Below are 23,166 nucleotides of genomic sequence, written 5' to 3' on the forward strand. Positions count from 1 at the left end.
CAGAAAGCGCCTGGTCGAAGGTGTAGAATCGCGTCACAAAAAAGCCTGTCTCAGCCGTCTCTCGCGTTGCCCTGGGTGTTCCGGCGTCCACGAATCACTCGTTGGACGAAACACTTTTTCTGCGTCTCTATGATCAAGTCTCTACGAAACCAGCTTGTCCTCGCGCTTTGCGTGCTGGTCAGCATCGTCGGCGTGGTGCAGGGCGTCAGTTCGTATCAGTTGTCGAAAGCGGGCATGAGCGCGCTGCTCGATCTTCGGCTCGAACAGGTCGCTGGCCGTATGCGCGGAGGTTTCGCGGATTCGCTGCCCACCATTCCCGCGCGCGGCTCGCAACCGGAACGCGACATTGTCATTACGATCTGGAAGGACGATCAGGTCACGCCTTACCGGTCGACCGAACCGTCCCTGGCGCTGCCGCGCGAGGCGCCGGCGGGTTTCGTGACGGCAGCCGTTGGCGGCGAGGAGTGGCGCATCTACACGCTGCGTGAGCCGTCGAGGGTGATTCAGGTCGCACAACGCTCGGCGGTGCGGCGCGAGCTTGCGCAAGAAAGTGCAGTCAATACGCTTTGGCCGATGATCGTACTCGTGCCGCTGGTGTGGATTGCCGTGCTGCTTGTCGTGCGCCGCTCGTTGCGCAAGTTGAATCGTTTGGGTGCGCAAGTGCAGAGGATCGACGTCAGTCATTTTCAGCAATTGTCGACGGCGGGCGTGCCGATCGAAATACGTCCTTTCATCGACTCGATCAATCTGATGATCGATCGGCTCGCACAATCGATCGAGTCGGAACGAAAGTTTATTTCCGACGCCGCGCACGAACTGCGCACGCCGCTCACCGCGCTTCAATTGCAGGCGGACAATCTGCAGCCGCTTATTGTGCCCGGCAACCGAGAGCGCTTTCGCGAACTGCGCAGCGGCATCGCACGCAGTGGCGGTCTGATCGCGCAACTGCTCAGGCTCGCGCGTGCCGATGCGGCTCTGCAAGCCGATGCGCTGACGCGCGTCGACGTGCCTGCCGTGGTCGTCAACGCAGTGGCCGAAGTGTTGCCGATCGCGATGAAGCACGGCATCGACATCGGCGCTGACGAAATGACCCGCGCGTTTGTCCACGCAGTCGAAGCCGATGTCGGCATTGCCGTGCGCAATCTGGTCGGCAACGCGATCCGCTACACGCCGGACGGCGGCAAGGTCGATCTGAGCGTACGGGTGCGCGACGACATGGTATGGATCGACGTGACCGACACCGGGCCCGGCATTGCGGAAGAACTGCTGCCACGGGTGTTCGACCGCTTCTTTCGAGCGAATACGCAGATCGAGGGTAGCGGCCTCGGACTGTCGATCGTCAAGGCGATCGCGAGCAAATATGGCGGCGCGGCGAGTCTTCGCAATCGTCGTGACGGCCCGTCGGGGATCGTCGCGTCGATCGGATTTCCGTCAGCCTCTTAGGCGTGTCAACTAACCCATTCGTTTCCAGTTCGCCGCGTTTAACCTGAAGCCGTGAAAGCACACTCCCTCAGGCTTTGACACGGCGATGTGCGCGGTGGCCGCCACAGGCGCACGTCAGTTATGATGCGATCTGACCCGTGCCCGCGTAGCGACTGCACGGGCGGGCTCCGGCTGGGAATCGCACCCCGTTTTCCGTTCCTTGCGCCGCGGCCAACGACACTATTCGTTGCTGTGGAAACGACATCATGCGAGTTCTACTGGTTGAAGACGACCTGCAGATTGGACAAAGCCTGCTGCGTGCGTTGCAGGACGCGGACTACAGCGTCGATTGGGTACGCGACGGCAACGCCGGCAGTGCGGCGATCGCGGCCGCTGAATACACGGTTGTGCTGCTGGATCTCGGCTTGCCGGGCATGAGCGGAATTGACTTGCTGAAAACCTCGCGAGCGACCGGTAACAAGGTGCCGGTGCTGATCCTGACCGCGCGCGACGATCTGGAGGCGCGAGTACAAGGGCTCGACATCGGCGCCGACGACTACGTCCTCAAACCCTTCGATGTTCCCGAACTGCTTGCCCGCATTCGCGCGGTGTTGCGCCGCAAGGCGGGCTATGCGGTTTCGCGCCTCGGCGACGATTCCCTCAATCTCGACCTCGACAAGCGCACGCTGTGCTGCAATGGCGTGACGTCGGTGCTATCAGCGCGTGAATTCGCGCTGATGCTGGCGCTTCTCGAACGCCCCGGCACGATCTTCTCGCGCGCTCAGCTGGAAGACCGCCTATACGGCTGGGGTAAGGAAGTGGAGAGCAATGCGATCGACGTGCTGATTCATTCGGTGCGCAAGAAGTTCGGGCAGTCGGTCATCCACAATGTGCGAGGCCTCGGCTGGACCGTCATGCTGGGTGGCTCCGCCAAGGCTTGAGGTCGTTTCCTCATTTCGGTTCCGTGACGATAGCCTGACGTCAGATAGCGGCGGCCATCGCAAGCATCAGGTACGGAAGTAATTCCTCGTAGGTTGCTGCCCGTTCTGCGACTTCATTGCTCTCATCGCCTGTACTTAAGGATGCGGGCTGCGTCGCAACCTGACCGGTGGAAAGCAGCTCGGTACCGTTGCCACTTGAACGTGCGCGAGGGTTGATGAGTGAGAACATAATGGACCTCCATTTCGATCAGTTGGGGCGAATCGTTGATTCGCATGACCTATATTCGCTGAAGGAAATGAGGTGAGAATTAGCATCATCGTGCCTGGATGGCCCGAGTCAATCGGTAACCGGCGATCAGTCCGATGTCATACGCGCTTTCCAACGCGCGCGCGATGCTTTCGGCGCAGACGACATATCGTGCCTCTGTTTGATCAGAAGGAAATGTCTCGACGCCGAAACAATCATGGGCAATCTCACTCAACGTGTTGAGACGTTCATCGGTAGGCGCGGACATGCTTGCGGATGTGTTCGTGGTCATGATGTGGCCAAGTGCTAGTTTTTTTTCTCACTCAATAAGACCAGTAGCCGAAGCGTTGCGGGTAACCGTAAACGACGGGGCCCGGTGCGTACGCGGCGGGAGGCGGAGCGTAGACCGGAGCCGTGGTATAGACGGCGGGTTGCGAAATACTGTTGCCCTTTGAGGCCATGCATTGCGCGTAGGCAGCGTCGTATCGCGCCTGCAGGGTGGCTGAACTGGCTTGAGCGCCGTTTGCACCGACGGCACTGCCGAGAAGCAGCCCCGCGCCCGCACCGATCGCCGCACCGATGCCGGCGTTGCCTGCTGCGGCGCCGAACAGCGCCCCAGCGGCCGCTCCTCCCACGGTTCCGATCGCACTGCTGCCTACGCCGTTCGGTATGGCGCCATCGGCTGGTGTGGCGCCTTGGTCCGAGCGGAATGCGTAGTCCCGGCATGCGTAGTCTTCCTGCTGGAACGCTGCCATCGGTTTGCCATTTGGTGGCAATGCGACGACAGACGGGCCAGTCGGAGGAATGACGGCGCAGCCGGTGAGCGCAGTGGCGATCACGCAGAAGGGCAATGCGATGCGTGTGATTTTGAAGAGCTTCATGATGTTCATGTCCTCCGATTTGATGAGGCCATCATGAACGCGAACAATTAGCGCGAAATTAGTTTGATGCTAGGAGTATTCATGGTGCGGCGACATTCGAATGGTTGCTCGTCAATACGCCCACCATCCCGGGCCCCACATGCTCCAGTTCCATGCCGAATTTTCATTCATTTCTGCGTTCATGCGTTCCTGGGTTATCAGGTTTTGCTGGAGCTGTTCCCGCTTGTAGCTATCCCACGCATTTTCGTCGCCAATATAGAGGCAGCCGCATGCATACGGGTCTGCGTATAAAAAGACAACCTTTCCGTTCTTCACCTTCTGGACGACGCGATTCGGTGGCAGCGTCTCCAGCTGCACGCGTTGCTGATCGGTCGTCGCGGGAACGATATGAAAGCCCGCGGCCGCCAGCAGGTCATTTTTCTCGTTGGCTCGTTCGACAGGCGTGGCGCATCCGGAAATCGCAATGCTGGTGCTTATTGCAATCAACACAGTAGTCCATCCAGGCTTCATAACCATCCTCTTTTTGGCAGACAGAAAATATCGGGCAATCAGGCATGGTGCGCAGAATGCCAGTCGAAAATTAGATCAGAATTACAGATACGCCACGCGTGGGTTAGGACGCGTGGTCAGAGGGTGGAGTCAGCTAGCCCGGCATACCGGCACGCATTCCGTCGATCGTGATCGCCGCGAGAACGCTTATGAATGCTCGAACAGCGAAAGTTTCTTTGTTTTGATCATGGATTTGACTTTCGACACGAACGAGGCGTGCGGGTCCAGGATGCATGCTTGCGCGACGGTCTCTCCTACGGGGGGAGCCGTATCGACTACCAGTGTGTCGGTTTCCTTGACGCCGAGCTTGTCGACGCCGGCAACCCAGTAAATCAAGGCCGGTCGATACGCTTCGTCGACTGCAACATAGTCTGCACAGGTCATTTTCGCGGGGCTTATCTTTTTCCTATGCGCTAGCTGCTTGAGCAGCGGCTAAGCAAAGCAAAACCACGAGAATTTTGGCGGATTTCATCAAACACTCCATGAAGTGAAAAGGTCGGGTTCGCCGCAATGGTTGCGACTAGAGAGGTGGAAGACTGGCGATGCACACCTAAGCCAGTAGTCCCCTGTATCGTAGAACCTGAGAATTAGGCGAGTGTTAACCGGAGAGATGCCCGACGATTCGTCTATCGACATACAACACAACGGGATGAATCCTCTCGGTCAGACCGCGTCGCTGACGGCGGCGATTTCAGATATCACCTTGTAACGCTGCGCTAATTTACTGACTCTAATATCAGCGGTGGATCAGCGATTTGCCTGCGTAACGAGGAAATTAAGAATATTACTCACTGAGCTTGCGATGGTCGGCGCGCCGGGCCAGCCGCTAGAGAACGACATACGGCCAGCGCCGGGCGATCAGGAAATTGCAGTATGGACGGTTCTGTCCTCTGGCCTTCGCTGCAACGCAAAAGCGACCTTTCTACACTGAAGTACAACCGGTCTAATGTCATATTGATGCTGAACGAATTCTCTAAATCGGTGTTGCTGATCGTCACTACGCTCTTTCCGATCATCAATCCTCCCGCGGTTGCGCTAATCGTATTAAGCATGGTCCGGGGCGCCAGCGACAAAGACCTTGGGGAACTCGCACGCCGCATTGCGATTAACGGTTTCGTGATTCTGCTCGCGTCGTTGTCCGTCGGCGCGTATGTGCTGTCGTTCTTCGGCATCTCGGAGGATGTGTTGCGTGTAGCAGGCGGATTCGTCATTGCGATGGCTGGCTGGAACTTATTGCAGGCGCCTTCCGACGATAGTTCCACGCCCGAACCAACCCCCGATCGATCCGCGTCGCTGCGTGCCAAGGCGTTCTATCCGCTGACGTTGCCCATTACAGTCGGGCCGGGATCGATCGCGGTCGCGGTCGCGTTGGGTACGGGCTCGCCGCACGCAGGATTGCAGCCAGTCCATCTGGCGGGTGTAGGCGTTGCGCTGGTGTTGCTTTGCCTGAGCATTTTCTTCTGCGTGCGCTACTCCGGGCGTCTGGAAAAGCTGCTTGGGGACGTGGGCACGCAGATCGCGATGCGCCTCTTTTCGTTCGTGCTCTTTTGTATTGGTGTCCAACTGTTGTGGCTGGGCGTGTCTCAATTGCTCGAGAGCATTCACTTGCGCTGAATGGTGCTACCTGCTCGCTTCGCGTGCCGCGCCTCACCAACTGCACGCTGGAAGTGAATGACGTGACAGGCGCGCTGGATTGCTCGAATTGATCGCCGACAATAACATCGACCTGATCGCCGCAATCGTGCTCGACTGGATGCGAGACAAGAAACTCGTCGGCTGTTTCGATTCAACCCGCAAAAATGGTCTCGGGTATCCCGCGTACACCAGGGATCTGAACGGCAAAGAGCGAGCCCGAAAGCGGGGCGCTCTTGAGCACATCTTGTGCGAGCCGTACGCGCGCGCTCGTGACATACAGGATGTCGAGGTTGGGGCCGCCGAAGCAGCAACTGGTCGGACGCGGCACCGGCATTCGGACACGCGTCATCTCCCGGCCTTCCGGGTCGAAGCGCGCGATGCACCACTCGTCCCACATGGCGACCCACAGGCAGCCTGCCGCATCGACAGTGAGACCGTCGGGCGAGCCTGCCGACGCGTCGAACGAGATCAGCGGCCGGCGATTGTCGATCGTGCCGTTGATGAAATCGAAGTCGTACTGGAATACGAGCTTACGGTGCGAATCGGTGAAATACATGCGCGTATTGTCCGGGCTCCAGCCGAGACCGTTCGCCACCGTGAAGCCGGTGTCCATCTTGATCCATGAGCCGTCGGGGTCGACCTTGAACAGGTTGCCGCGGTTCGGCGCCGCGCCCATGTCCATCGTGCCGACCCACAGGCGGCCCATGCGGTCGCATTTGCCGTCGTTGTAGCGATTGCCGGGCCGGTCAGCCTCGGGGTGGGACAGCCGCGTCAGCGTGCCGCTGTCATCTATCGTCATCAAGCCGTTGGGCGTCGCAATCAGCAGTCCGCCCGTTGCCTTCGGAATGACGAGGCTGACCATCGAGCCGAGCTTCGTTTCGGTATCTTTGCCCGTCGCCACGTCGAAGCGATGAATCGCGGGAGTCAGGATGTCGACCCAGTAGAGCGCCTCGTCACGCGGCGACCAGAGCGGACCTTCGCCAAGCAGCGACGGAATCTGGCTGACGCAGCGGACCTCGGCGTTCGACTGTGTTTCCGGTTGTCCCTTCGCCGAGATCGACATCGAGCGGCCACCTGCGTTGTGTGAAATCTTGCGTGCGGCGCCGATGACGGTCGCCGACAGACTATGCGCGCGCGTCTCGTCCAGTTCCGTCAGCGTGCCGGAGATCGCGAGCGCGCCGATGGGCCGCTCTTCGAAATCGAAGATTGGCGCCGCCAATGCCACGGTATCCGCCGAACTCTCGCAGATCGCCAACGCATAGCCACGCGCACGCGTCAGATCGAGCTCGCTCTTCAGCGCGCCGATCGACGTAATGGTGCGCGGACCGAGCGACGGCAGCCCGATCGATTCCAGCAGATGTTGTTGCTGGCTCGGGTCCAGCCAGGCCATCACCGCCTTGCCGACCGCGCTCGCGTGCAGCGGCAGACGTTCGCCGACGCCCGGCGAGAGCCGCGCCGACTGGCGCGCCTGTTCTCCGGCGATCACGACGGCGCTATGGCCTTCGAGTACGACCAGATGGACGGACTCGCCGATCTGATCGCGCAGCAGCAGGAGTTCGTCCTGGGCGGCAACCCGCAAGTCGAAGTCGCTCCATACCTCGTGCGCCAGTTCGAGAAAACGCAGGCCGAGGCGAAAGGTCTTGCCGCCGGCGTCGTGCTGGAGCAGTCCTTCCCGTTGCAACGTCGCGAGAATGCGGTGCAGCGTGGCGCGCGGCATACCGCACGCGTGCAGGAGCTGGGTGAATGTCATCGGCGCTGGCGCTTTTGACACGATGTTCAACAGCGCCATTGCCTTCTCGAGCACGCCGATTCCACTCGCGTTCTTGTCGGCGGCAACGACGTCGGATCCCGGGGCATCCGACCGCTTCGGCGCCGCTGTTGTGGCCGAGCGGGGCGCGGCCGGCAGTTTTTCTCTCACGGTGTTCAAGGTGTCGGATCTGCTTCGAATGGAATGGTCTGCGCTGGCATTGTACGCGGAAAGCCCATTATGCACAGGAGCTGTTCTACTGATTGGAACTTCTGCGCGACCAATCGACCGGAAAACTGATTGAAAACGACATCTGTTTCATTAAACGGAAGCACCGTCGGCGGTCACATTCCGGCATTTCCAGTAGTCTGATAGCATGCGCTCCCAACAAATGCCGGTGTTCTCCCGTCGCCACAACGCTCTCGACCATGCTCAACGACATGCCAGCCTCTGAAGTCTCCGGTTCCGCCGGCCTGGGTGTGCTCGACAAGGCGTTGGCGCTGCTGAACATCGTGTCGGCGAAGCGCGCGCCCATGAGCTTCACCGATCTGCAGCGCGCGTCCGCGTTGCCGAAGTCCACGTTGCATCGTCTCACCCAGACGCTCGTCCACGAGGGGCTGCTGCGCTACGACGCGTACACCAAAAAGTTTCAGCTTGGCTTGCGGCTACTCGAAATGGCCCACAAGGTATGGAGCGATTTCGACCTGCGCGTGGCCGCGCAGGATACGCTCGCCGCGCTGCGCGACTCGCTGGGCGAGACGGTGCAACTGGCGGTTCTGAATGGCGACGAAGTAGTGATCGTCGCCAGTGCCGACGCGGCGCACGACATGGCGCGCACGTCGAGCGTGGGGATGCCGTTGCCAGTCCATGCGACGGCGGCGGGCAAGGCGATCGTCGCCAATCTCGATCCGGCGCAATCGGCCAAGCTGATCGAGCGGCTCGAGATGCGGCGCTTCACCGACCGGACCTTGCTTACCACGGCCGCGCTGCGTGATGACCTCGATCTGGCGCGGGCCCGGGGCTATGCGCTCGAAGAGGGCGAATGGAGCGCGCAAAGCGTGTCGGTTGCGGCGCCGATCTTCGACTATGAAGGCCGGCCGATCGGCGCGGTCACGGTGACGGGCGACGTTTCACGCCTGAAGGCGGAGCGTCTGCATGGCCTGAGTCCGGTTCTGATTGGTGCGGCCCGCGGCATTTCTCATTCGGCTGCCGGCGCGGCAATGTCGATCGCGCCGCGCGAACAGCCGAAGCAGACGTCCACCGTGGAGGTGCGCTGTGTCACGCGAGCGCAGGCGCTGCTGGGCGAAGGCCCGATCTGGTCGCCGCGCGACAACGCGCTTTACTGGGTCGATATCCTGACGCCCTCCGTCCACACGTACCATGCCGCGGACGGTTCGAGCTCGGAAGTACGGCTGGGCTCGATGTCGAGCGTCGCGATTCCCAAGGCCACGGGCGGCCTGCTGCTCGCGACGCCGGGTGGCCTGATGAACTTCGATCCCGCCACGCGGCGCATGGCGCCGTTGTGCCATCCCGAAGCGGAGCGCCCCGCGAATCGCTTCAACGACGGCAAGTGCGACCGGCGCGGGCGCCTGTGGATCGCGTCGATGGACATGGCGACGGCGCTCAATCGCGGCAGCCTGTTTCGCGTCCAGGCGGACGGCTCGTGGCGCAAGATGGACACCGGCTTTACGGTGCCTAACGGCCTCGGCTGGAGCCCTGACGACTCGCGCATGTACTTTGTCGACACCCACCGCCGCGCGCTGTACGAATATGACTTCGACCTGATGTCGGGGTCCATCGCGAACCGGCGCACGCTGATTGAATTTGCCCCCACCGAGGGGCGCGCGGACGGCCTGACCGTCGACGACGAAGGTTGCATCTGGATCGCGATGTGGGACGCGTGGCACGTTGTCCGATACGCGCCGGACGGACGCGAAATCCAGCGCATCCGCATGCCGGTGCCGAGGCCGACCAGTTGCTGTTTCGGTGGCCCCAATCTCGACACGCTGTATGTCACGAGCGCCTCCGTGCGCCTTGGCGAGCAGGCGCTGGCCGAGGCGCCGCTGTCGGGATCGCTGTTCGCGATGGAAATTCCCGGTGTGCGCGGATTGCCCGAGGCGACGTTCGCGGGCTGAGCTTCCGTTTTCCCTTTCCCTTTCCCTCAGATTGCGCCGCTGGCCGGTGCATACGTCTTTCTGCCCTGATCGGGCATTCTCCTTCCCCCTTTGGAATTCCGCTGGTGGTTCTCGCGCGCTTTCGTCGCCAAAGTTCCACTGGTTGGGAATTTCGTCGCTAAGTCTCCCATAAGTCTGCAACATTACACTAGGGGTGAAAATCGTTGCCGTACCGGCGCAGAGCCCCGCTACGGCTGAATATGTCCCGATTTCATCGCGGGCGCTGACACGTTTTGCGCTGCGAATATACGGGACATCCCTGGCCGCCACGCCCTTCCATTCGTCCCATTCAATGGTAGACTCCGCTCCATGTTGTTCCGATGATTGGAACATATAACCAGGAGGAGACCAGCCAGAATGAAAGCAAAAAAACAGTTGCTCGTCATGGCGACGGCAGCGTTGGGGGCATCGGCCGCAATGGCCCAATCGAGCGTGACGATGTACGGAATTGTCGATCTGGAAGTAGGCAAGTACGACGGGAGTACGGCGATACGTGAAAACACGGGCGCGACGAGCCGCTGGGGTTTGAAGGGCTCGGAGGACCTCGGCGGCGGGTATCGCGCGGTCTTCTGGCTGGAGCAGCAGTTCAATCCGAATGACGGTACCTTGTACAACTCCAGCTCGTTCTTCAGTGGCCGGTCGACCGTCGGACTGGAAGGGTGGTTCGGTCATCTCGTCATGGGACGCGACGTCAACGCCAGCCACTACGTGGAAGTGAGCGCCGATCCGTTTGGCCAGGACGGCCTTGTTGCCGGTTATGGGGCGCGGGGCGGCATTTCGCAGGCAAACGGCGGGCCAGGCCAGATCGACACCGTGCGGACCAACAACTCGGCGGATTACGCCTACACCTGGGCCAACCTGACGTTCCGCGCAATGGTGGCCGCACGCGACAGCGCCATTCAGGCCGGTGAGGGCAACATTCCGTATTCGGCATCGCTCATCTACGAGGACAAGTCGTTGAAACTGGGCGTGTCGTGGCTTCGTCCGCAAAGCGACAACGCGCACTGGGCCTACACGTCGGGTCAGTACGATGTCGGTCTGGCGCGGCTCTACGCCGGCTATGGCTTCGGCCAGAACACATTCCAGCAGATCATGCACAACCAGATGGCGGGCATCTCGATCCCGACGGGTGTGTACGGCGTGGTCCGCGCCACGTTCTCACACACCACCGCTTACGGACATACGATCCAGAGCCGCAGTGTGCTGGGCTACGCGTATTTCCTTTCGAAGCGCACCTCGGTTTATGCCGATGCCACTTATGACGCCAATTGCGGTAAATACGCGTACCGCACGGGCAGCACGACGGGCGCCAATGGCTGGCAGCCGACTGGCACGACAGCGAGCGGAACCGGGTTTACAGTGGGCTTGAAGCAGGTATTTTGACCGGCGCGCGCTCGCGGCGAAGCGCGCGTCAGGGATCGTCGACGCCGAACGCCGACGTCCCACGAACCAACGTTCAGGAGGCATTTTGATATCACGGAGACAATTCATCGGTGCGGTAGCGGTCGCGTCGGGATTCTCGGCGGCGGGGGTGAAGGCGCAAACCCGCGGGATCACGTACGTCGGCTGGTCGCAAGAAGAGGCCGCCAGCAAGCCGACGCTGGCCGCGCTGTTCAACGGCTATCGCCAGAGCGCGGGCGTAACGCTCAACACGGTCGGTTATCCGTGGGCGCAGATGCAGCAGAACGTGCTGCTGCGTTTGCGCTCGGGTCAGCCCATGGACGTCGTGCAACTGAACGAACGCTGGGTGCCGCAATTCGCGGCAACGAACCGGCTCGTCGATATCGACAGCGTGTTCGGCGCGGCGCAGTTACGCAGCCGCATCAGCAAGGGCGTGCTGGAACTCGGCGATTACCACGGCAAGCAGATGGGACTGCCGTGGTCGGCTGGTTCGATCGGCATGGTCGCGAACGCGAAAGTGTTGCAGAACGCGGGCGTTCCGACGCCACCTGCAACGGTGGACGAATTTTTGAGCGCACTCAAGGCGATCAGGAAGGCGAACCCCGGCAGCGTGCCGTACGCGATGGCCACGAAGAACAACAACGCGTTGAGCCCCGACTTCCAGGTCTGGTTGTGGACGTTCGGCGGCCACCTGTTCGACAACAGCGGCAAGGTGGCGGTGAACAGCCCGGCAGGCGTGAAAGCGCTTAGCTTCATGGCGGACCTCGTCAAGGACGGACTGGCTGCGAAAGACGTCGACCGGCCGGACGCGCGCCGCATGTTCGCGCAGTACCAGACGGGCTTCTATAACGATGCGCCGCTCGCGCGTGGCTTCGCCCGCAGCAATTCGAGCATCGGCGACAAATTCGACGCGCTCGTCATTGCAATGCCGACGCCCGTGCTGCACGCGGGCGATGTGCCGCGCTCGTTCGCATGGGGGCATCTGCTCAGCATTTTCAGCGACGGCAAGCAGAAAATCGACGCGAACTCGCCGCAAGCGAAGCTGCTCGCGTATCTCGCGCTCAACGACGATTCGCAGTTGCGCATCTATAAGGACCTCGGGCTCTTTCCCGTCACGAACAGCGCGCTCGACAAGCTGGCATCCGATCCGTATGTGTCGGTCTGGTCGAAGTCGGCACGCAGCGCCACGCGCGACGAGGCGTCGTTCTGGCCGAATTCGGCTCAGCTCACCACGGTGATCGGCGAAGAAGTGCAGGCTGCGTTGCTGGCCCAGAAGTCGCCCCAGGAGGCGATCGACAGCATGAGCAAACGCTTGCAGGAACAGACAGCGGGCATTTCGAGGTTCTGATATGAGTGATTCATCCATCGCGTCCGCGGATCCGCCGCGCGAAGCGCGTCGCCATTCGACGCTCAAGCAACATGAGCGCAGGGTCGGCGTGGCGCTTGCGCTCCCCGCGCTGGCGGCGTTCGTCGTGGTCATCCTGATTCCGTTCGTGAAGTCCCTGAAGCTGTCGCTGTTCAGGTACACGATCGATACGCCGGAGCCGCTGTTCGTCGGCTTCGAGAACTTCGTCAAGCTGTTTCGCGACCCGGCCATCGTCAACGTCTGTCTGAACACGCTGGTGTTCGTGGTTAGCGCGACCTGCGTGACGATGGTGATCTCGCTCGCATGGGCGCTGATGATGAACCAGGCGTTCAAGGGGCGGGCGTTGCTACGCGCGGCGTCGCTCTTGCCGTGGGTGCTACCGTCGACGGTGACGGCGTTTCTCGCGGCCTGGATCTTCAACGGCCAATACGGCGTGCTCAATGCCATCCTGCTTTCGACGGGACTGATCAGCGAGCCGATTATCTGGCTGGCGGAACGTCAAGGCGCGATGGCCTGTGTCGTCGTCACGAAGGTATGGCTCTCCGTGCCGCTCTTCATGGCGTTTTTTCTCGCCGGTCTGCAAAGCGTCTCACAGGACCAGGTCGATGCCGCGCGCGTCGATGGATGCGAGAACTTCGGCGTCCTGCGGCACGTGGTGCTGCCGCATCTCGCGCCCACCCTCATCATCGTGATGATTCTCGGCGCGATGGGCAACCTGCAGGCGTTCGACGTGATTTACGCGTTGACGCAAGGCGGACCGGTCGGCGCGACCACGATGCTCTCCGTCGAAGTCTACAAACAGGCGTTCGAGAACTGGGACATGGGCATGGCGTGCGCGGTCGGTGTGCTGTGGTTCGTGCTGATTGCCGTGCCTACGGTGTTTTATCTGCGTGCGCTGTTCAAGCGGGAGTCATGATGCTGCTCAATCTTCGAACTGGACCGGCCAAAACGACATTCGTCGTGGCATTCGTGGCCATCGCGGCGTTTCTGTTTCTGCCGATCGTCTGGATGGTGATGACGTCGATCAAGCCGCAAGGCGAAGTCTTCGTGCAGTTTCCATCGTTCTGGCCGCATGCGCCGACTTTTGAAAATTATCGCAGCCTCTTTGCGCAAGGCGAGATGATCGGGTATCTGCGCAACAGTCTGTTGACTGCGGGCGGCGGTGCGCTGCTCACGGTCACGCTGGCCACTTACGCGGCCTACAGTTTCGCGAAGTTCCGTTATCGCGGACGCAAGGCGCTGATGGTGCTGATGCTCTCAGCGCAGATGTTTCCGTTCGCCATGCTGCTGGTCAGCCTCTATCCGATCCTGCAGGCACTCGGGCTGCTCAACACGCGGATCGGCTTGATCATCGCGTACATCGTGCTGGCGCTGCCGAGCGGTACTTACATGTTGTACAGCTACTTCGTCAACATTCCGAACGAAATCATCGAAGCCGCGCGCACCGACGGTGCGAGCGAGCTTTACATCCTGCATCGCATCGTGTTGCCGCTGGCCATGCCCGCGCTCGTCACCGTGGGGCTGTATTCGTTCATGTGGGCATGGAACGACCTGCTGTTCTCACTGACCCTGATCACGTCGCCTGAATTGCGCACGGTCGGTCCGGGGCTACTGCTCGGTTACATGGGCGAGGGCAAGAGCGACTGGGGCGGCGCGATGGCGGCATCGATCGTCAGTTCGTTGCCCGTCGTGATCGGCTTCGCGTTTCTTCAACGGTTCTTCATTCAGGGGCTCACGGCAGGAGCAGTCAAATCATGAGACTCGCAGACAAGGTTGCCATCGTTACCGGTACGGGGCAGGGCATCGGCCGCGCGGTGTTGCGGCGGTTCGTGCAGGAGGGCGCACGGGTAGTCGCCGTCGAATGGTCGCGTGAGGCGGGTGAGGCGGCGCTCGAGGGCTTGCCTGAAGAGCGCGTGCATCTGATATGTGCCGACGTCCATCTGCAAGCGACGGTGGACGATGCCGTGCAACAGGCGCTGACCCGGTTCGGCGGTTTGCACGTGCTGGTGAACAACGCCGTGCGTTACACGGAGCGCAATGTGGTCGACTGCACGGACGAGGACTGGGCCGCCACGATCGATTCGGCGCTCGGCTCGACCTTCCGCTTCTGCCGCGCGGCCATTCCGCAGATGGTTCGCCACCACGGTGGCTCGATCGTGAATCTGGCTTCGATCAACCATCTCGTCGCCAATCCTGGACTGGCGGCCTACACGGCGGCCAAAGGCGGCGTTGCCGCGCTGAGCAAGCAGATCGCGATCGAGTACGGCACGCAGGGCATTCGCTGCAATGCGGTGTCGCCCGCGTTCATTGCGACCGAGCGCACGATGGAAGGCGTCACTGAACACGACATGCGCCTGAACCGCGAGTGCTACCCAGTCGGCCGCATTGGCGAGCCCGACGACGTCGCCAATGCGGTGCTGTTCCTCGCGTCGGACGAAGCATCGTTCATCACAGGGGTCGACCTAGCCGTGGATGGCGGTCTGACCTCGCTCGCCGCAAGCGCTGTGCTGTCGACGCGAATTCGCGGCTGGTGGGGCCGTGCGCCGATCGTACTGCCGGACGCTTGACGCAGCGATGGCATCGGCGCGATCCATCGAGGACAACATTCATGAAGGAGACTACGAATGGCTCAAGTTGAGCTGAAAGGGGTGCGCAAGAGCTTTGGCGCCGCGACCGTGATTCACGGCGTCGACCTGAAAATCGACGACGGCGAATTCTGCGTATTCGTCGGGCCGTCGGGTTGCGGCAAGTCGACGCTGCTCAGACTCATTGCCGGTCTTGAGGAGTGCAGCGAAGGGACCATTTCGATTGGCGGCGTCGACGTCACGGACGCGCAACCCGCGCGTCGCGGCATTGCGATGGTGTTCCAGTCCTACGCGCTTTATCCGCACATGACCGTCGCGCAGAACATGGGCTTTGGGCTCAGGATGGCGGGCGTGCCGCAGACGCAGATCGACGCGGCCGTCGCACGCGCCGCGCAGACGCTGAAAATCGAGCACCTGATGAGCCGTCGCCCGAAAGACCTGTCGGGCGGCCAGCGCCAGCGCGTGGCGATCGGACGCGCGATCGTGCGCGATCCCAAGCTGTTTCTCTTCGATGAGCCGCTGTCGAATCTGGATGCCGCGCTGCGTGTCGAGATGCGCGTCGAGCTGTCGAAGATCAAGGCGCAACTCGGCACCACGTTTGTCTATGTGACACACGATCAGATCGAAGCGATGACACTCGCGGACAAGATTGTCGTGCTGCGCGATGGCAAGATCGAGCAGATCGGTTCACCGCTGCAGTTGTACGCGCAGCCGGCAAACCGCTTCGTCGCCGGTTTCATTGGCTCGCCGAAGATGAATTTCCTCGACGTGGGCGCGACGAGCGGACGCGGCGCTGCGCTTGATCTCGCGCTGCCCGGCGGCGGAAAGCTGTCCTTCGCCGGCGATGTGCGCCTGCCGGCCGACAGGTCAATCACGCTCGGTGTGCGACCCGAGCACCTCGAACTGGTCGATCCGCACAACGGCCATTTGAGCGGTCGCGTCGTGCTGGCTGAGCGTCTGGGCGGCGAAACCTACGTGCATGCGCAGGTGGCGTCGGCGATGGTGCTGGTCAAGACGGCGGGCGATTCGCCCGTTCGCGCCGGCGAGAATATCGGCCTGTCCATTCCCGCCCAACAGGCGCATCTCTTCAACTCGGCTGGTTTGCGCATTTCTGTCGCCGAACCGCAAGCATTGCGGGCTTGAGACGATGGCACAACATCCATTACAAATCGTCCAGGTGCGTCACTGGAAAGTGGCGATGCCGTTCAGGCAGGCGCTCGAATGGGGTTCCGGCGCACGGCCCGCGGCGACGCGGCTGGTCGTCGAATTGACGTTGGCCAATGGCGTGAAGGGCTACGGAGAAACAATCTGCCTGCTCGAATTCATCGAGCCTGTGCTGCTCAACACCGTGATTCCGATTGCGAAGCAACACCGTGCCTGCGATGTCGAACGGTTCACGCGGCACGTGTTCGGGGCGGGCTACTACCATCACAAACGCGCGGTCGTGATGGCGATGGCCGCCGTCGAGATGGCGATGTGGGACGCGCAGGGACGCAGCTTTGATTGCCCCTTGGGGGAGCTGTGGGGCGGTGTGTATCGCTCGCAAGTCGAGGTCTCCGCGTATCTGTTCGGAACGGACGCGGCGGAGTTGAAAGACAGTGCGCGGCGTTTTCTGGACGACGGCTATCGGAGCTTCAAGGTCAAGATCGGCATGACGCCTTCGAGCGATCTGTCGAATGTCGAAGCCGTGAAGTCGGTAACGGGCGATTTGCCGCTGCGCGCGGATGTCAACAGCGCGTGGACGCCAGGTACGGCAAAACGCATGCTGGAGTGTTTGCGTCCGTTCGATCTGCAATATGTCGAACAGCCGCTCGAACTCGACGACCTGCAAGGCCACGCACAACTGCGTAGCGCGCAACCCGTTCCCATTGCGCTGGACGAGTCGGCCTATACGCTCGCTGACGTCGGCAATATCGTGCGCCACGCGGCGGCCGATGTGATCCTGCTCGATCCGCACGAAATCGGTGGGCTGTGGCAGACCATCAAGGCTGCCGCAATCGCGGAAGCGCACGGTATTCCCGTCACGCTGCACAGCGGCGGCGAACTGGGCTTCTCGCAGTCTGCGTACGTGCATCTCGCGAGCAGCATCCCAAACATGTCGATCTCGATCGACTCCGAGCGCGCCTATTTCGCCGACGACGTCGTGCGTTCGGCGCCCGCAGTGAAGGACGGTGTGTTCTCACTGCCGGACGGCCCTGGCCTCGGCATGCAACCGGATTTCGACAAGCTGGACCACTACAAGGCGGATCACATTCGCGGCGCGTATCTCGATGCACGACGCCCCGGATGGTTCTCGACCAAGCCTGCATATTGAGCGTGGAGACTACTACATGAACAAGAACGAAAGCATTGCGCCCATTTCAGGCGTGTTTCCTGTTTTGCCGACGCCGTTCGACGAACACGGCAAGCCTGACGTCGACAGTTTGCGCAGACTGGTGCGCTATCTCGTCGACGCGGGTGTCGACGGCATGACGTACCCGGGTGTCGCGAGCGAGTTCAACCAGTTGACGACGGAGGAGCGACTCGCATTGACGGGAATCGTGCTCGACGAGCTCGATGGTCGTCTGCCGCTGGTTGCGGGTGTGTCGAGCACAGACATTCAGAAGACGGTTCAGCTTGCACAAGCGGCTGCCGAGCAGGGCGCGAGCGCGTTAATGATTGCCGTGCCGCCCGATCGCAAGACGGCTGAAGCGCAGATTGAGTTCTTTTTCGCAGTTGCGCGCGCCGTGCCTGGCACGCCGATCGTCTTGCAGAACGTGCCGGCGCCCGTGGGTGCGGGTCTCGATCCGGACGTGCTGGTTGCCATCCTGAACGCGGTGCCGGGCATCCATTACGTCAAGGAAGAAACCTTGCCGAGCGGCCAGCGGCTTACGTCGATCCGGAACACGGCGCCCCGCACGCTGCTCGGTGTACTGGGCGGCGCGGGCGGCCGCTATATCACCGACGAGCTGCGGCGCGGCGCGTGCGGCACGATGCCTGCGATCGAACTGGCGGAAGTTCACGTCGCCCTGTTTGCCGCACATCGCGCGGGCGAGACCGATCGCGTGCGGCAGCTGTTCACGCGCATGTTGCCGATTCTGAACGTGCAGGCGGTGTTTCGCTGGTCGTTGACGAAGTATGTGCTGCATCGCCGTGGCCTGATTTCCTGCCGTCTGCAACGCGCAGCCGGCCCGTTGCTCGATAACGAGGATGCCGCCGACGTCGATGCTTTCCTGCACGATATCGAGGATCTCCTCGCACCAGCCCGATGAGGAGCCAAGCCATGGCGACAAACGTGCCTGGAATAACCAGCGTCGAAACGTTCATCGTGTCGATTCCGCGCGACGAACCGTACCTCGGCGGACTTGGCAAAGACGAGCAGATCAATCATCGCGGCTATCTGATCCGCAAGGGCAACAAAACGATCTATCCGACCACCGACATGTCGGTGCTGATCAAGGTGACTGCCGAGGACGGAACAGTGGGTTGGGGCGAGACGTACGGTATCGTCGCGCCGGAGGCCGTGACGGCCATCATCGACGATGTACTCGGGCCCGCTGTTATCGGTCGCGATCCACGCGATGCGGTGGTGATACAGGAAGATCTGTATGACCTGATGCGCGTGCGCGGTTTCTTCGGCGGCTTCTACGTCGATGCCATCGCGGGTGTTGATATTGCGATCTGGGATCTGTTCGGCAAACTCGTCGGGCAGCCGGTCGTCAAGCTGATCGGCGGGCAGCGTCTGGATGAGATTCCCGCCTACGTGTCCGGGCTGCCCGGTCGTACGCTCGACGAACGAGTGGAGCTTGCGCGTTCGTTCGTAACCAAGGGCTTCGGCGCCTTCAAGTTTCACGCCGCAGTCTCGTTCGATGGCATCGTTGAAGAGATGCGGGCGTTGCGCGAAGGGCTCGGCGATGCAGTCAAGCTCATGGTCGATCTGCATTGGAAATTCACCGCGCAGGAAGCGATTCAGCTTGCCGACCAACTGGCGCGCTGGCGTCCCTATTTCATCGAAGCGCCGTGCGCGCCCGAAGACATGGAAGGGCAGGCGCGCGTCGGCGAACAGATTCGCATGCCGCTTGCACTCGGTGAGGAATGGCGCACGGTATACGAATATCGTCCGCGACTGGAAAAGCGCTCGATGTCGATTATCCAGCCGGAGATGGGGCATACGGGCATCAGCCAGTTCATGCAGATTGCGCGGATGGCGAACGCCTTTCACGTGAAGGTGATTCCTCACGCGACCATCGGTATCGGCATTTTTCAGGCGGCCAGCCTGCACGCGGCGGCAGCGCTGCCAAATGTGCCTATGCACGAGTACCAGCATTCCGTTTTCGATCGCAACCTGCGTTATGTGAAGACGGCGATGCAATGCGTGAATGGCGTGTTTCAATTGCCGCAGGGACCCGGGCTCGGTGTCGAGCCGAGCGACGAGGTTTGGCAGCACGTGCGAAAGCGAACCATAACCTGATATCAACAGACCGGGAATAAGGAACCGATGCCTATTCCCGGAGCGTACTTTGTGAGTTAAGGATACCTTATTATGAATCCATCTTTTATCAGCCTTGATTGGGGTACATCGAGTTTGAGGGCGACGCTGGTCTCGGCTGACGGAGAGATCATGGAAAGCCGAAGCGCCCCTGGCGGTGTCATGACCGTGAAGGACAGGGATTTTCATACACCGTTGAACGCGATCTGTGAGGACTGGATTGAGATTCACGGTTGCCCGATCGTGGCAAGCGGGATGATCGGCAGCCGCCAGGGCTGGGTCGAGGCGCCTTATCTGGCTTGTCCGGCAACGCCGGCCGCGGCCGCATTGGCGTTCACGACGCTGCCGATAGCTGACAAGGTGGACATGCACATCATTCCAGGCGTGCGCTGCGGCGGTGCGGATTCGATACACGATGTGATGCGGGGCGAAGAAACGCAGATCTGGGGCGCGGGCGTCGGCTCTGAACGTCTTTGCGTCTTGCCGGGCACGCACAGCAAGTGGGTCTCTGTCGGTGAAGACTCCATGATCACTCACTTCGCGACATACATAACGGGAGAACTGTATGGTTTGCTGACCAAGCATGGCATTCTCGGGCGCCTGATGGAATTCGGTTCGCGCGACGACGACGCGTTTCATGCGGGCGTGTCACTCGGGCTGAAATACCCGAACCAGGCGACGCATGTCGTGTTTGCCGCGCGCACGGCACGTCTGATGGATGAATTGCCCTCGACGGGGTTGCCGGACTACCTGTCGGGGATTCTGATCGGCGTGGAGGTGGCGAGCGCGATGGCGTCTTACACGCCGGATATGACACGGCCCGTGGTATTGATCGGCGACGATGACCTGTGCAGACGCTATCAACTGGCGTTAGAAACGGCTGGTTTGCGTGCGGAGCGGGCCATTGAAGGCGCTACAGTTCAGGGTCATGTGAGAATAGCGCGGGAGGCAGGGATCGTTGGACCGAAGGCGGGTTGAGCGGGCACGCCCCGGTCTCTTGTCACGCCGCTCAACTGCCGGATTTCGCACATGAACGTCGATTCCACACGCACCCTCGATCACGCCAACGGAAAGAGCCTGTTGACGCGACTGCGCCAGTTGGCGGCGCGGCACATTCGCTATGAGGTGATCGGCCTGATCTTTATCGTCATGACGATCAATCTTGCAGATCGCGCGGCGATGTCGATTGCGGGCACGCCAATGTCCGCTGAGTTGCACTTGAATCACCTCCAGTTGGGCTTGACTTTCTCGTCGTTCGCGTGGGCCTACACACTCTTCCAGTTGGCCGGCGGGTGGGCGTTAGATCGATTCGGGGCCAAACGCACTTATACAGGGGCCGTCTTCCTGTGGTCGTTTTGCACCGTGGGCGTGGGCTTCGCGCCCCTCCTTGGCCCGCACGCGGCGAGTGCACTGATCTTCGTGTTGATCTTCATGATCGGTATGGCCGCGGCGCCGTGCTATCCCGCCAACGCCAAGATCGTGTCGGCCTGGTTTCCGGCCGCCGAGCGCGGGACGGCATCGGCGATCTTCAACGCCACGCAGTATTTCGCTGCCGCGGCGTTCACGCCCGCGCTTGCTCTGCTTGCCTCCAACTTCGGATGGCGTTCGGTTTTCTTTGCCATGGGCGCCATCGGCATCGCCGCAGGCGCGCTATTCGCACTCAGGCTGAAAGGGCCGCTGGATCACCCTCGGCTCACTCCAGAGGAGCGTGAGTTCATCGAAGCGGGCGGCGGGACGCTGGATATGGACGGCATCGATGGTGGGCAAGGGAGTTCACAGGGCACGCCGTCGCGACGCGGGGCCGGGTTCGAGAAATTTCGCCGGCTGCTGCAGGACCGCTTGCTGCTGGGGATTTCCGTTGCGCAGTACTGCATCAGCACCTTGAGCTTCTTCTTCATTATGTGGGTGCCCGTCTATCTGGTGCAGGAAAGGCATATCCCCTTGCTGCGTGCCGGGATCCTTGCGTCTGTGCCCGCTATTTGCGGATTTTCGGGCGGAATTCTGGGCGGCATGTTTTCGGATCTGCTATTGCGCCAGGGGCGGACCCTGACAGTTGCGCGCAAGGTGCCCATCTACGTGGGGATGCTGATGGCTTCCACCATCATGGTCTGCAATTACGTCAGCGCGGACTGGCTCGTCGTGGCGATCATGGCACTGGCTTTCTTCGGCAAGGGCTTCGGCGCGCTCGGATGGGCGGTCATCGCCGATACCTCACCGGTGAACGCGGCAGGACTGAATGCGTCGGTGTTCAATACTTTTAGCAGCCTCTCGGGTATCACCACGCCGATTGCCATCGGCTTTCTGGTCCAAACGATGCACTCTTTCAACGGCGCACTCATATTCGTCGGTGCTCACGCGCTGCTAGCAATTGTTAGCTATGCATTCGTTGTCGGCACGATCAGGCGCATGGACCCGGTTTAGGGCGCGCGTTGGTTCGACGGTTGCTGTGATCGGCGGGAGACTAAACTATCAAGACTGACGGTATCCCCCTCGGAAGTCTCAAGAGAATGGCGATCCGCGGGCTTTTTTTGGCCTGCTCAGGCTATTGATTTTGCTATATGGGTAGGAAGATGGGTACGACATGGTTTGGAGGCGCGGGAGCCAAACCTGGCGGGGCTCTCCGCGCAACAGTTGGAATCGGCTGCCTTCCGCCGCAAGGCTTTGCGGGATTTTGGTGGTGTGAGAATGGCCGCGAGCGGTGATGCACGGTGTGTGTTTTTCTGCCCGAAACCTGCATTTGGTTTAACGCCTATTTCCGATCTTCGCAACCGCATCGGCGAGGCGCTCCGTGACTAAGTGTGCATATCGCTTGGTCGAAGCCGGCGTTTTGTGCCCGAGCACACCGCCAACGGTATACAAATCGATGCCTGCGTTAATCATCTCTGATGCAGCACTGTGCCTCAGATCGTGAAATCGTAGCTCTGGATGCCCCGCCTTGACTCTTGCCTTCTGCCATTCGTCTTTGACCCTGGCGGGCTTGATTGTGAATTTCACTCGCCGTGCGATGACGGCAATTTTGCGATGAATTGGCACTATCCTCGGTCGGCCGTTTTTGGTTGTCCCCAGAGAGAATCCGTCTCTTGTGGGGACTGCACGTAGTACCTCGCCCAGCCGCATACCAGAATAAAACGCCACGCGGATTGCGGCTCGGAGCTGTCTATCATTGGTCGCCATTGCGACCTGCAGCATCTCGCGGCGGCCCTTGTAAATGTGTCGTTCGTCGCTGGGTTTCGGGATGACCATTTTTGCAGTTTCGTCGTGCGCGATCTTGCCGATCTTGTGCGCGTATTTGATTGCTGCCCGGAGATAGCCCAAGGTGTTATGAATCGTCCCATGGGACATCGGCTTTTTAGGGCGCCCATCGCGGTCTACGCTCGCCCGCATGTATCCAGCGAAGCGCACAGACCACTCATACAGGTCTGGCGCATCCTGATTCTCATACTCTGGCGCGTACTTCTCCAGCACCTGCGTGCGAGTCTTGTAGTCCTTCCAGCCAGCACTCTTGTCATTGATGTGGGTTCGAACGCAATCCCCGATCGTCACAACAGCCTTCCGAGCGCCGGTCGCTACCGCGTAGACTTCAGCATCCCACTGGCGTCCAAGCTTGTCCGCTTCTGCCGCAGAAATTCCCGCAGGGATGAGTTTGGTTTTGCGGATGCGCTCACCCTCGATGACGCGCTCGAACGTCCAGCGGTAGCGCCGGCGGCCGGCTTTTGTAACGGTTTCGATTGGCATGATGCGAGAAATTTA

22 protein-coding genes are annotated in these 23,166 nt (G+C 61.0%); 16 read left to right on the plus strand and 6 right to left on the minus strand.

What is annotated here, in order from left to right; all coding sequences use genetic code 11:
* Nucleotides 1-129 precede the first annotated feature (129 nt).
* The gene (locus PQQ96_RS13310) at nt 130-1,443 is read left to right on the plus strand and encodes an ATP-binding protein (RefSeq protein WP_408292288.1); all 1,314 of its coding nucleotides are present in this window, start codon (nt 130-132) and stop codon (nt 1,441-1,443) included.
* 245 nt (nt 1,444-1,688) lie between these two features.
* The gene (locus PQQ96_RS13315) at nt 1,689-2,363 is read left to right on the plus strand and encodes a response regulator transcription factor (RefSeq protein WP_408292290.1); all 675 of its coding nucleotides are present in this window, start codon (nt 1,689-1,691) and stop codon (nt 2,361-2,363) included.
* A gap of 40 nt (nt 2,364-2,403) precedes the next feature.
* Here PQQ96_RS13315 and PQQ96_RS13320 read toward each other — a convergent pair whose 3' ends face one another.
* The 4 genes from PQQ96_RS13320 to PQQ96_RS13335 all read right to left on the minus strand — a co-directional run bounded on the left by PQQ96_RS13320 (nt 2,404) and on the right by PQQ96_RS13335 (nt 4,424).
* Nucleotides 2,404-2,592 carry a hypothetical protein gene (locus PQQ96_RS13320; RefSeq protein ID WP_408292292.1) on the minus strand — a complete coding sequence of 63 codons (189 nt, stop codon included), beginning with the start codon at nt 2,590-2,592 and terminating at the stop codon, nt 2,404-2,406.
* Nucleotides 2,593-2,933: 341 nt separating this feature from the next.
* Complete coding sequence (locus PQQ96_RS13325) at nt 2,934-3,491, minus strand: glycine zipper family protein (RefSeq protein WP_408292294.1); 558 nt, start codon at nt 3,489-3,491, stop codon at nt 2,934-2,936.
* Between the two features lie 111 nt (nt 3,492-3,602).
* On the minus strand, nt 3,603-4,001 hold the full coding sequence (locus PQQ96_RS13330; RefSeq protein WP_408292296.1) for a hypothetical protein: 399 nt from the start codon (nt 3,999-4,001) through the stop codon (nt 3,603-3,605).
* Nucleotides 4,002-4,187: 186 nt separating this feature from the next.
* Entirely contained in the window at nt 4,188-4,424 is a 237-nt protein-coding gene (locus PQQ96_RS13335) for an HdeA/HdeB family chaperone (protein ID WP_408292297.1), read from the minus strand.
* Nucleotides 4,425-4,913: 489 nt separating this feature from the next.
* Between PQQ96_RS13335 and PQQ96_RS13340 the strand changes: the two genes are divergently transcribed.
* Nucleotides 4,914-5,654 carry a MarC family protein gene (locus tag PQQ96_RS13340; protein ID WP_408292299.1) on the plus strand — a complete coding sequence of 247 codons (741 nt, stop codon included), beginning with the start codon at nt 4,914-4,916 and terminating at the stop codon, nt 5,652-5,654.
* A 172-nt stretch (nt 5,655-5,826) separates the two neighbouring features.
* On the opposite strand, the gene PQQ96_RS13345 is transcribed toward PQQ96_RS13340, so the two are convergent.
* Nucleotides 5,827-7,425: an SMP-30/gluconolactonase/LRE family protein gene (locus tag PQQ96_RS13345; RefSeq protein ID WP_408292301.1), complete on the minus strand. Its 1,599-nt coding sequence runs from the start codon at nt 7,423-7,425 to the stop codon at nt 5,827-5,829.
* Here PQQ96_RS13345 and PQQ96_RS13350 point away from each other — a divergent pair.
* From PQQ96_RS13350 to PQQ96_RS13410, 13 genes are all read left to right on the plus strand, one after another.
* Nucleotides 7,415-7,726, plus strand: coding sequence for a hypothetical protein (locus tag PQQ96_RS13350; protein WP_408292303.1), 312 nt, complete (start codon nt 7,415-7,417; stop codon nt 7,724-7,726). The two genes, PQQ96_RS13345 and PQQ96_RS13350, sit on opposite strands and share 11 nt — an antisense overlap.
* 124 nt (nt 7,727-7,850) lie before the next feature.
* Nucleotides 7,851-9,557, plus strand: a complete 1,707-nt coding sequence (locus PQQ96_RS13355; protein ID WP_408292305.1) for an SMP-30/gluconolactonase/LRE family protein — start codon at nt 7,851-7,853, stop codon at nt 9,555-9,557.
* Nucleotides 9,558-9,953: 396 nt separating this feature from the next.
* On the plus strand, nt 9,954-10,979 hold the full coding sequence (locus PQQ96_RS13360) for a porin (protein WP_408292307.1): 1,026 nt from the start codon (nt 9,954-9,956) through the stop codon (nt 10,977-10,979).
* Nucleotides 10,980-11,064: 85 nt separating this feature from the next.
* On the plus strand, nt 11,065-12,345 hold the full coding sequence (locus PQQ96_RS13365) for an ABC transporter substrate-binding protein (RefSeq protein WP_408292309.1): 1,281 nt from the start codon (nt 11,065-11,067) through the stop codon (nt 12,343-12,345).
* A 1-nt stretch (nt 12,346) separates the two neighbouring features.
* Nucleotides 12,347-13,279, plus strand: coding sequence for a carbohydrate ABC transporter permease (locus PQQ96_RS13370; RefSeq protein WP_408292311.1), 933 nt, complete (start codon nt 12,347-12,349; stop codon nt 13,277-13,279).
* Between the two features lie 44 nt (nt 13,280-13,323).
* The gene (locus tag PQQ96_RS13375) at nt 13,324-14,121 is read left to right on the plus strand and encodes a carbohydrate ABC transporter permease (RefSeq protein WP_408292313.1); all 798 of its coding nucleotides are present in this window, start codon (nt 13,324-13,326) and stop codon (nt 14,119-14,121) included.
* Nucleotides 14,118-14,930 carry an SDR family NAD(P)-dependent oxidoreductase gene (locus PQQ96_RS13380; RefSeq protein WP_408292315.1) on the plus strand — a complete coding sequence of 271 codons (813 nt, stop codon included), beginning with the start codon at nt 14,118-14,120 and terminating at the stop codon, nt 14,928-14,930. The genes PQQ96_RS13375 and PQQ96_RS13380 overlap by 4 nt, the downstream gene beginning before the upstream one ends.
* Nucleotides 14,931-14,987: 57 nt before the next feature.
* Nucleotides 14,988-16,091 (plus strand): ABC transporter ATP-binding protein, encoded by a 1,104-nt coding sequence (locus tag PQQ96_RS13385; RefSeq protein ID WP_408292317.1) that lies wholly within the window; start codon nt 14,988-14,990, stop codon nt 16,089-16,091.
* A gap of 4 nt (nt 16,092-16,095) precedes the next feature.
* A complete protein-coding gene (locus PQQ96_RS13390; protein ID WP_408292319.1) occupies nt 16,096-17,262 on the plus strand; it encodes a mandelate racemase/muconate lactonizing enzyme family protein in 1,167 nt (388 codons plus the stop codon).
* Between the two features lie 16 nt (nt 17,263-17,278).
* Entirely contained in the window at nt 17,279-18,199 is a 921-nt protein-coding gene (locus tag PQQ96_RS13395; RefSeq protein WP_408292321.1) for a dihydrodipicolinate synthase family protein, read from the plus strand.
* Nucleotides 18,200-18,210: 11 nt separating this feature from the next.
* Nucleotides 18,211-19,398 carry a mandelate racemase/muconate lactonizing enzyme family protein gene (locus PQQ96_RS13400; RefSeq protein ID WP_408292323.1) on the plus strand — a complete coding sequence of 396 codons (1,188 nt, stop codon included), beginning with the start codon at nt 18,211-18,213 and terminating at the stop codon, nt 19,396-19,398.
* A gap of 72 nt (nt 19,399-19,470) precedes the next feature.
* Nucleotides 19,471-20,394 carry a 2-dehydro-3-deoxygalactonokinase gene (locus PQQ96_RS13405; protein WP_408292325.1) on the plus strand — a complete coding sequence of 308 codons (924 nt, stop codon included), beginning with the start codon at nt 19,471-19,473 and terminating at the stop codon, nt 20,392-20,394.
* A gap of 51 nt (nt 20,395-20,445) precedes the next feature.
* Nucleotides 20,446-21,837: an MFS transporter gene (locus tag PQQ96_RS13410; protein WP_408292327.1), complete on the plus strand. Its 1,392-nt coding sequence runs from the start codon at nt 20,446-20,448 to the stop codon at nt 21,835-21,837.
* 321 nt (nt 21,838-22,158) lie between these two features.
* On the opposite strand, the gene PQQ96_RS13415 is transcribed toward PQQ96_RS13410, so the two are convergent.
* Nucleotides 22,159-23,151 carry a tyrosine-type recombinase/integrase gene (locus PQQ96_RS13415; protein ID WP_408292329.1) on the minus strand — a complete coding sequence of 331 codons (993 nt, stop codon included), beginning with the start codon at nt 23,149-23,151 and terminating at the stop codon, nt 22,159-22,161.
* Nucleotides 23,152-23,166 lie beyond the last annotated feature (15 nt).

It is taken from the genome of Paraburkholderia sediminicola (genome assembly GCF_046027825.1).
Taxonomy (GTDB): domain Bacteria; phylum Pseudomonadota; class Gammaproteobacteria; order Burkholderiales; family Burkholderiaceae; genus Paraburkholderia; species Paraburkholderia sediminicola_D.

Bases quoted from the DNA above. Each gene is read 5' to 3' on its own strand.
- PQQ96_RS13320 (WP_408292292.1), bottom strand. From the start codon at position 2,592: ATGTTCTCACTCATCAACCCTCGCGCACGTTCAAGTGGCAACGGTACC.
- PQQ96_RS13370 (WP_408292311.1), top strand. From the start codon at position 12,347: ATGAGTGATTCATCCATCGCGTCCGCGGATCCGCCGCGCGAAGCGCGT.
- PQQ96_RS13335 (WP_408292297.1), bottom strand. From the start codon at position 4,424: ATGACCTGTGCAGACTATGTTGCAGTCGACGAAGCGTATCGACCGGCC.
- PQQ96_RS13415 (WP_408292329.1), bottom strand. From the start codon at position 23,151: ATGCCAATCGAAACCGTTACAAAAGCCGGCCGCCGGCGCTACCGCTGG.
- PQQ96_RS13390 (WP_408292319.1), top strand. From the start codon at position 16,096: ATGGCACAACATCCATTACAAATCGTCCAGGTGCGTCACTGGAAAGTG.
- PQQ96_RS13360 (WP_408292307.1), top strand. From the start codon at position 9,954: ATGAAAGCAAAAAAACAGTTGCTCGTCATGGCGACGGCAGCGTTGGGG.
- PQQ96_RS13395 (WP_408292321.1), top strand. From the start codon at position 17,279: ATGAACAAGAACGAAAGCATTGCGCCCATTTCAGGCGTGTTTCCTGTT.
- PQQ96_RS13325 (WP_408292294.1), bottom strand. From the start codon at position 3,491: ATGAAGCTCTTCAAAATCACACGCATCGCATTGCCCTTCTGCGTGATC.
- PQQ96_RS13380 (WP_408292315.1), top strand. From the start codon at position 14,118: ATGAGACTCGCAGACAAGGTTGCCATCGTTACCGGTACGGGGCAGGGC.
- PQQ96_RS13345 (WP_408292301.1), bottom strand. From the start codon at position 7,425: ATGACATTCACCCAGCTCCTGCACGCGTGCGGTATGCCGCGCGCCACG.
- PQQ96_RS13385 (WP_408292317.1), top strand. From the start codon at position 14,988: ATGGCTCAAGTTGAGCTGAAAGGGGTGCGCAAGAGCTTTGGCGCCGCG.
- PQQ96_RS13340 (WP_408292299.1), top strand. From the start codon at position 4,914: ATGGACGGTTCTGTCCTCTGGCCTTCGCTGCAACGCAAAAGCGACCTT.
- PQQ96_RS13330 (WP_408292296.1), bottom strand. From the start codon at position 4,001: ATGAAGCCTGGATGGACTACTGTGTTGATTGCAATAAGCACCAGCATT.
- PQQ96_RS13410 (WP_408292327.1), top strand. From the start codon at position 20,446: ATGAACGTCGATTCCACACGCACCCTCGATCACGCCAACGGAAAGAGC.
- PQQ96_RS13315 (WP_408292290.1), top strand. From the start codon at position 1,689: ATGCGAGTTCTACTGGTTGAAGACGACCTGCAGATTGGACAAAGCCTG.
- PQQ96_RS13310 (WP_408292288.1), top strand. From the start codon at position 130: ATGATCAAGTCTCTACGAAACCAGCTTGTCCTCGCGCTTTGCGTGCTG.
- PQQ96_RS13405 (WP_408292325.1), top strand. From the start codon at position 19,471: ATGAATCCATCTTTTATCAGCCTTGATTGGGGTACATCGAGTTTGAGG.
- PQQ96_RS13400 (WP_408292323.1), top strand. From the start codon at position 18,211: ATGGCGACAAACGTGCCTGGAATAACCAGCGTCGAAACGTTCATCGTG.
- PQQ96_RS13355 (WP_408292305.1), top strand. From the start codon at position 7,851: ATGCTCAACGACATGCCAGCCTCTGAAGTCTCCGGTTCCGCCGGCCTG.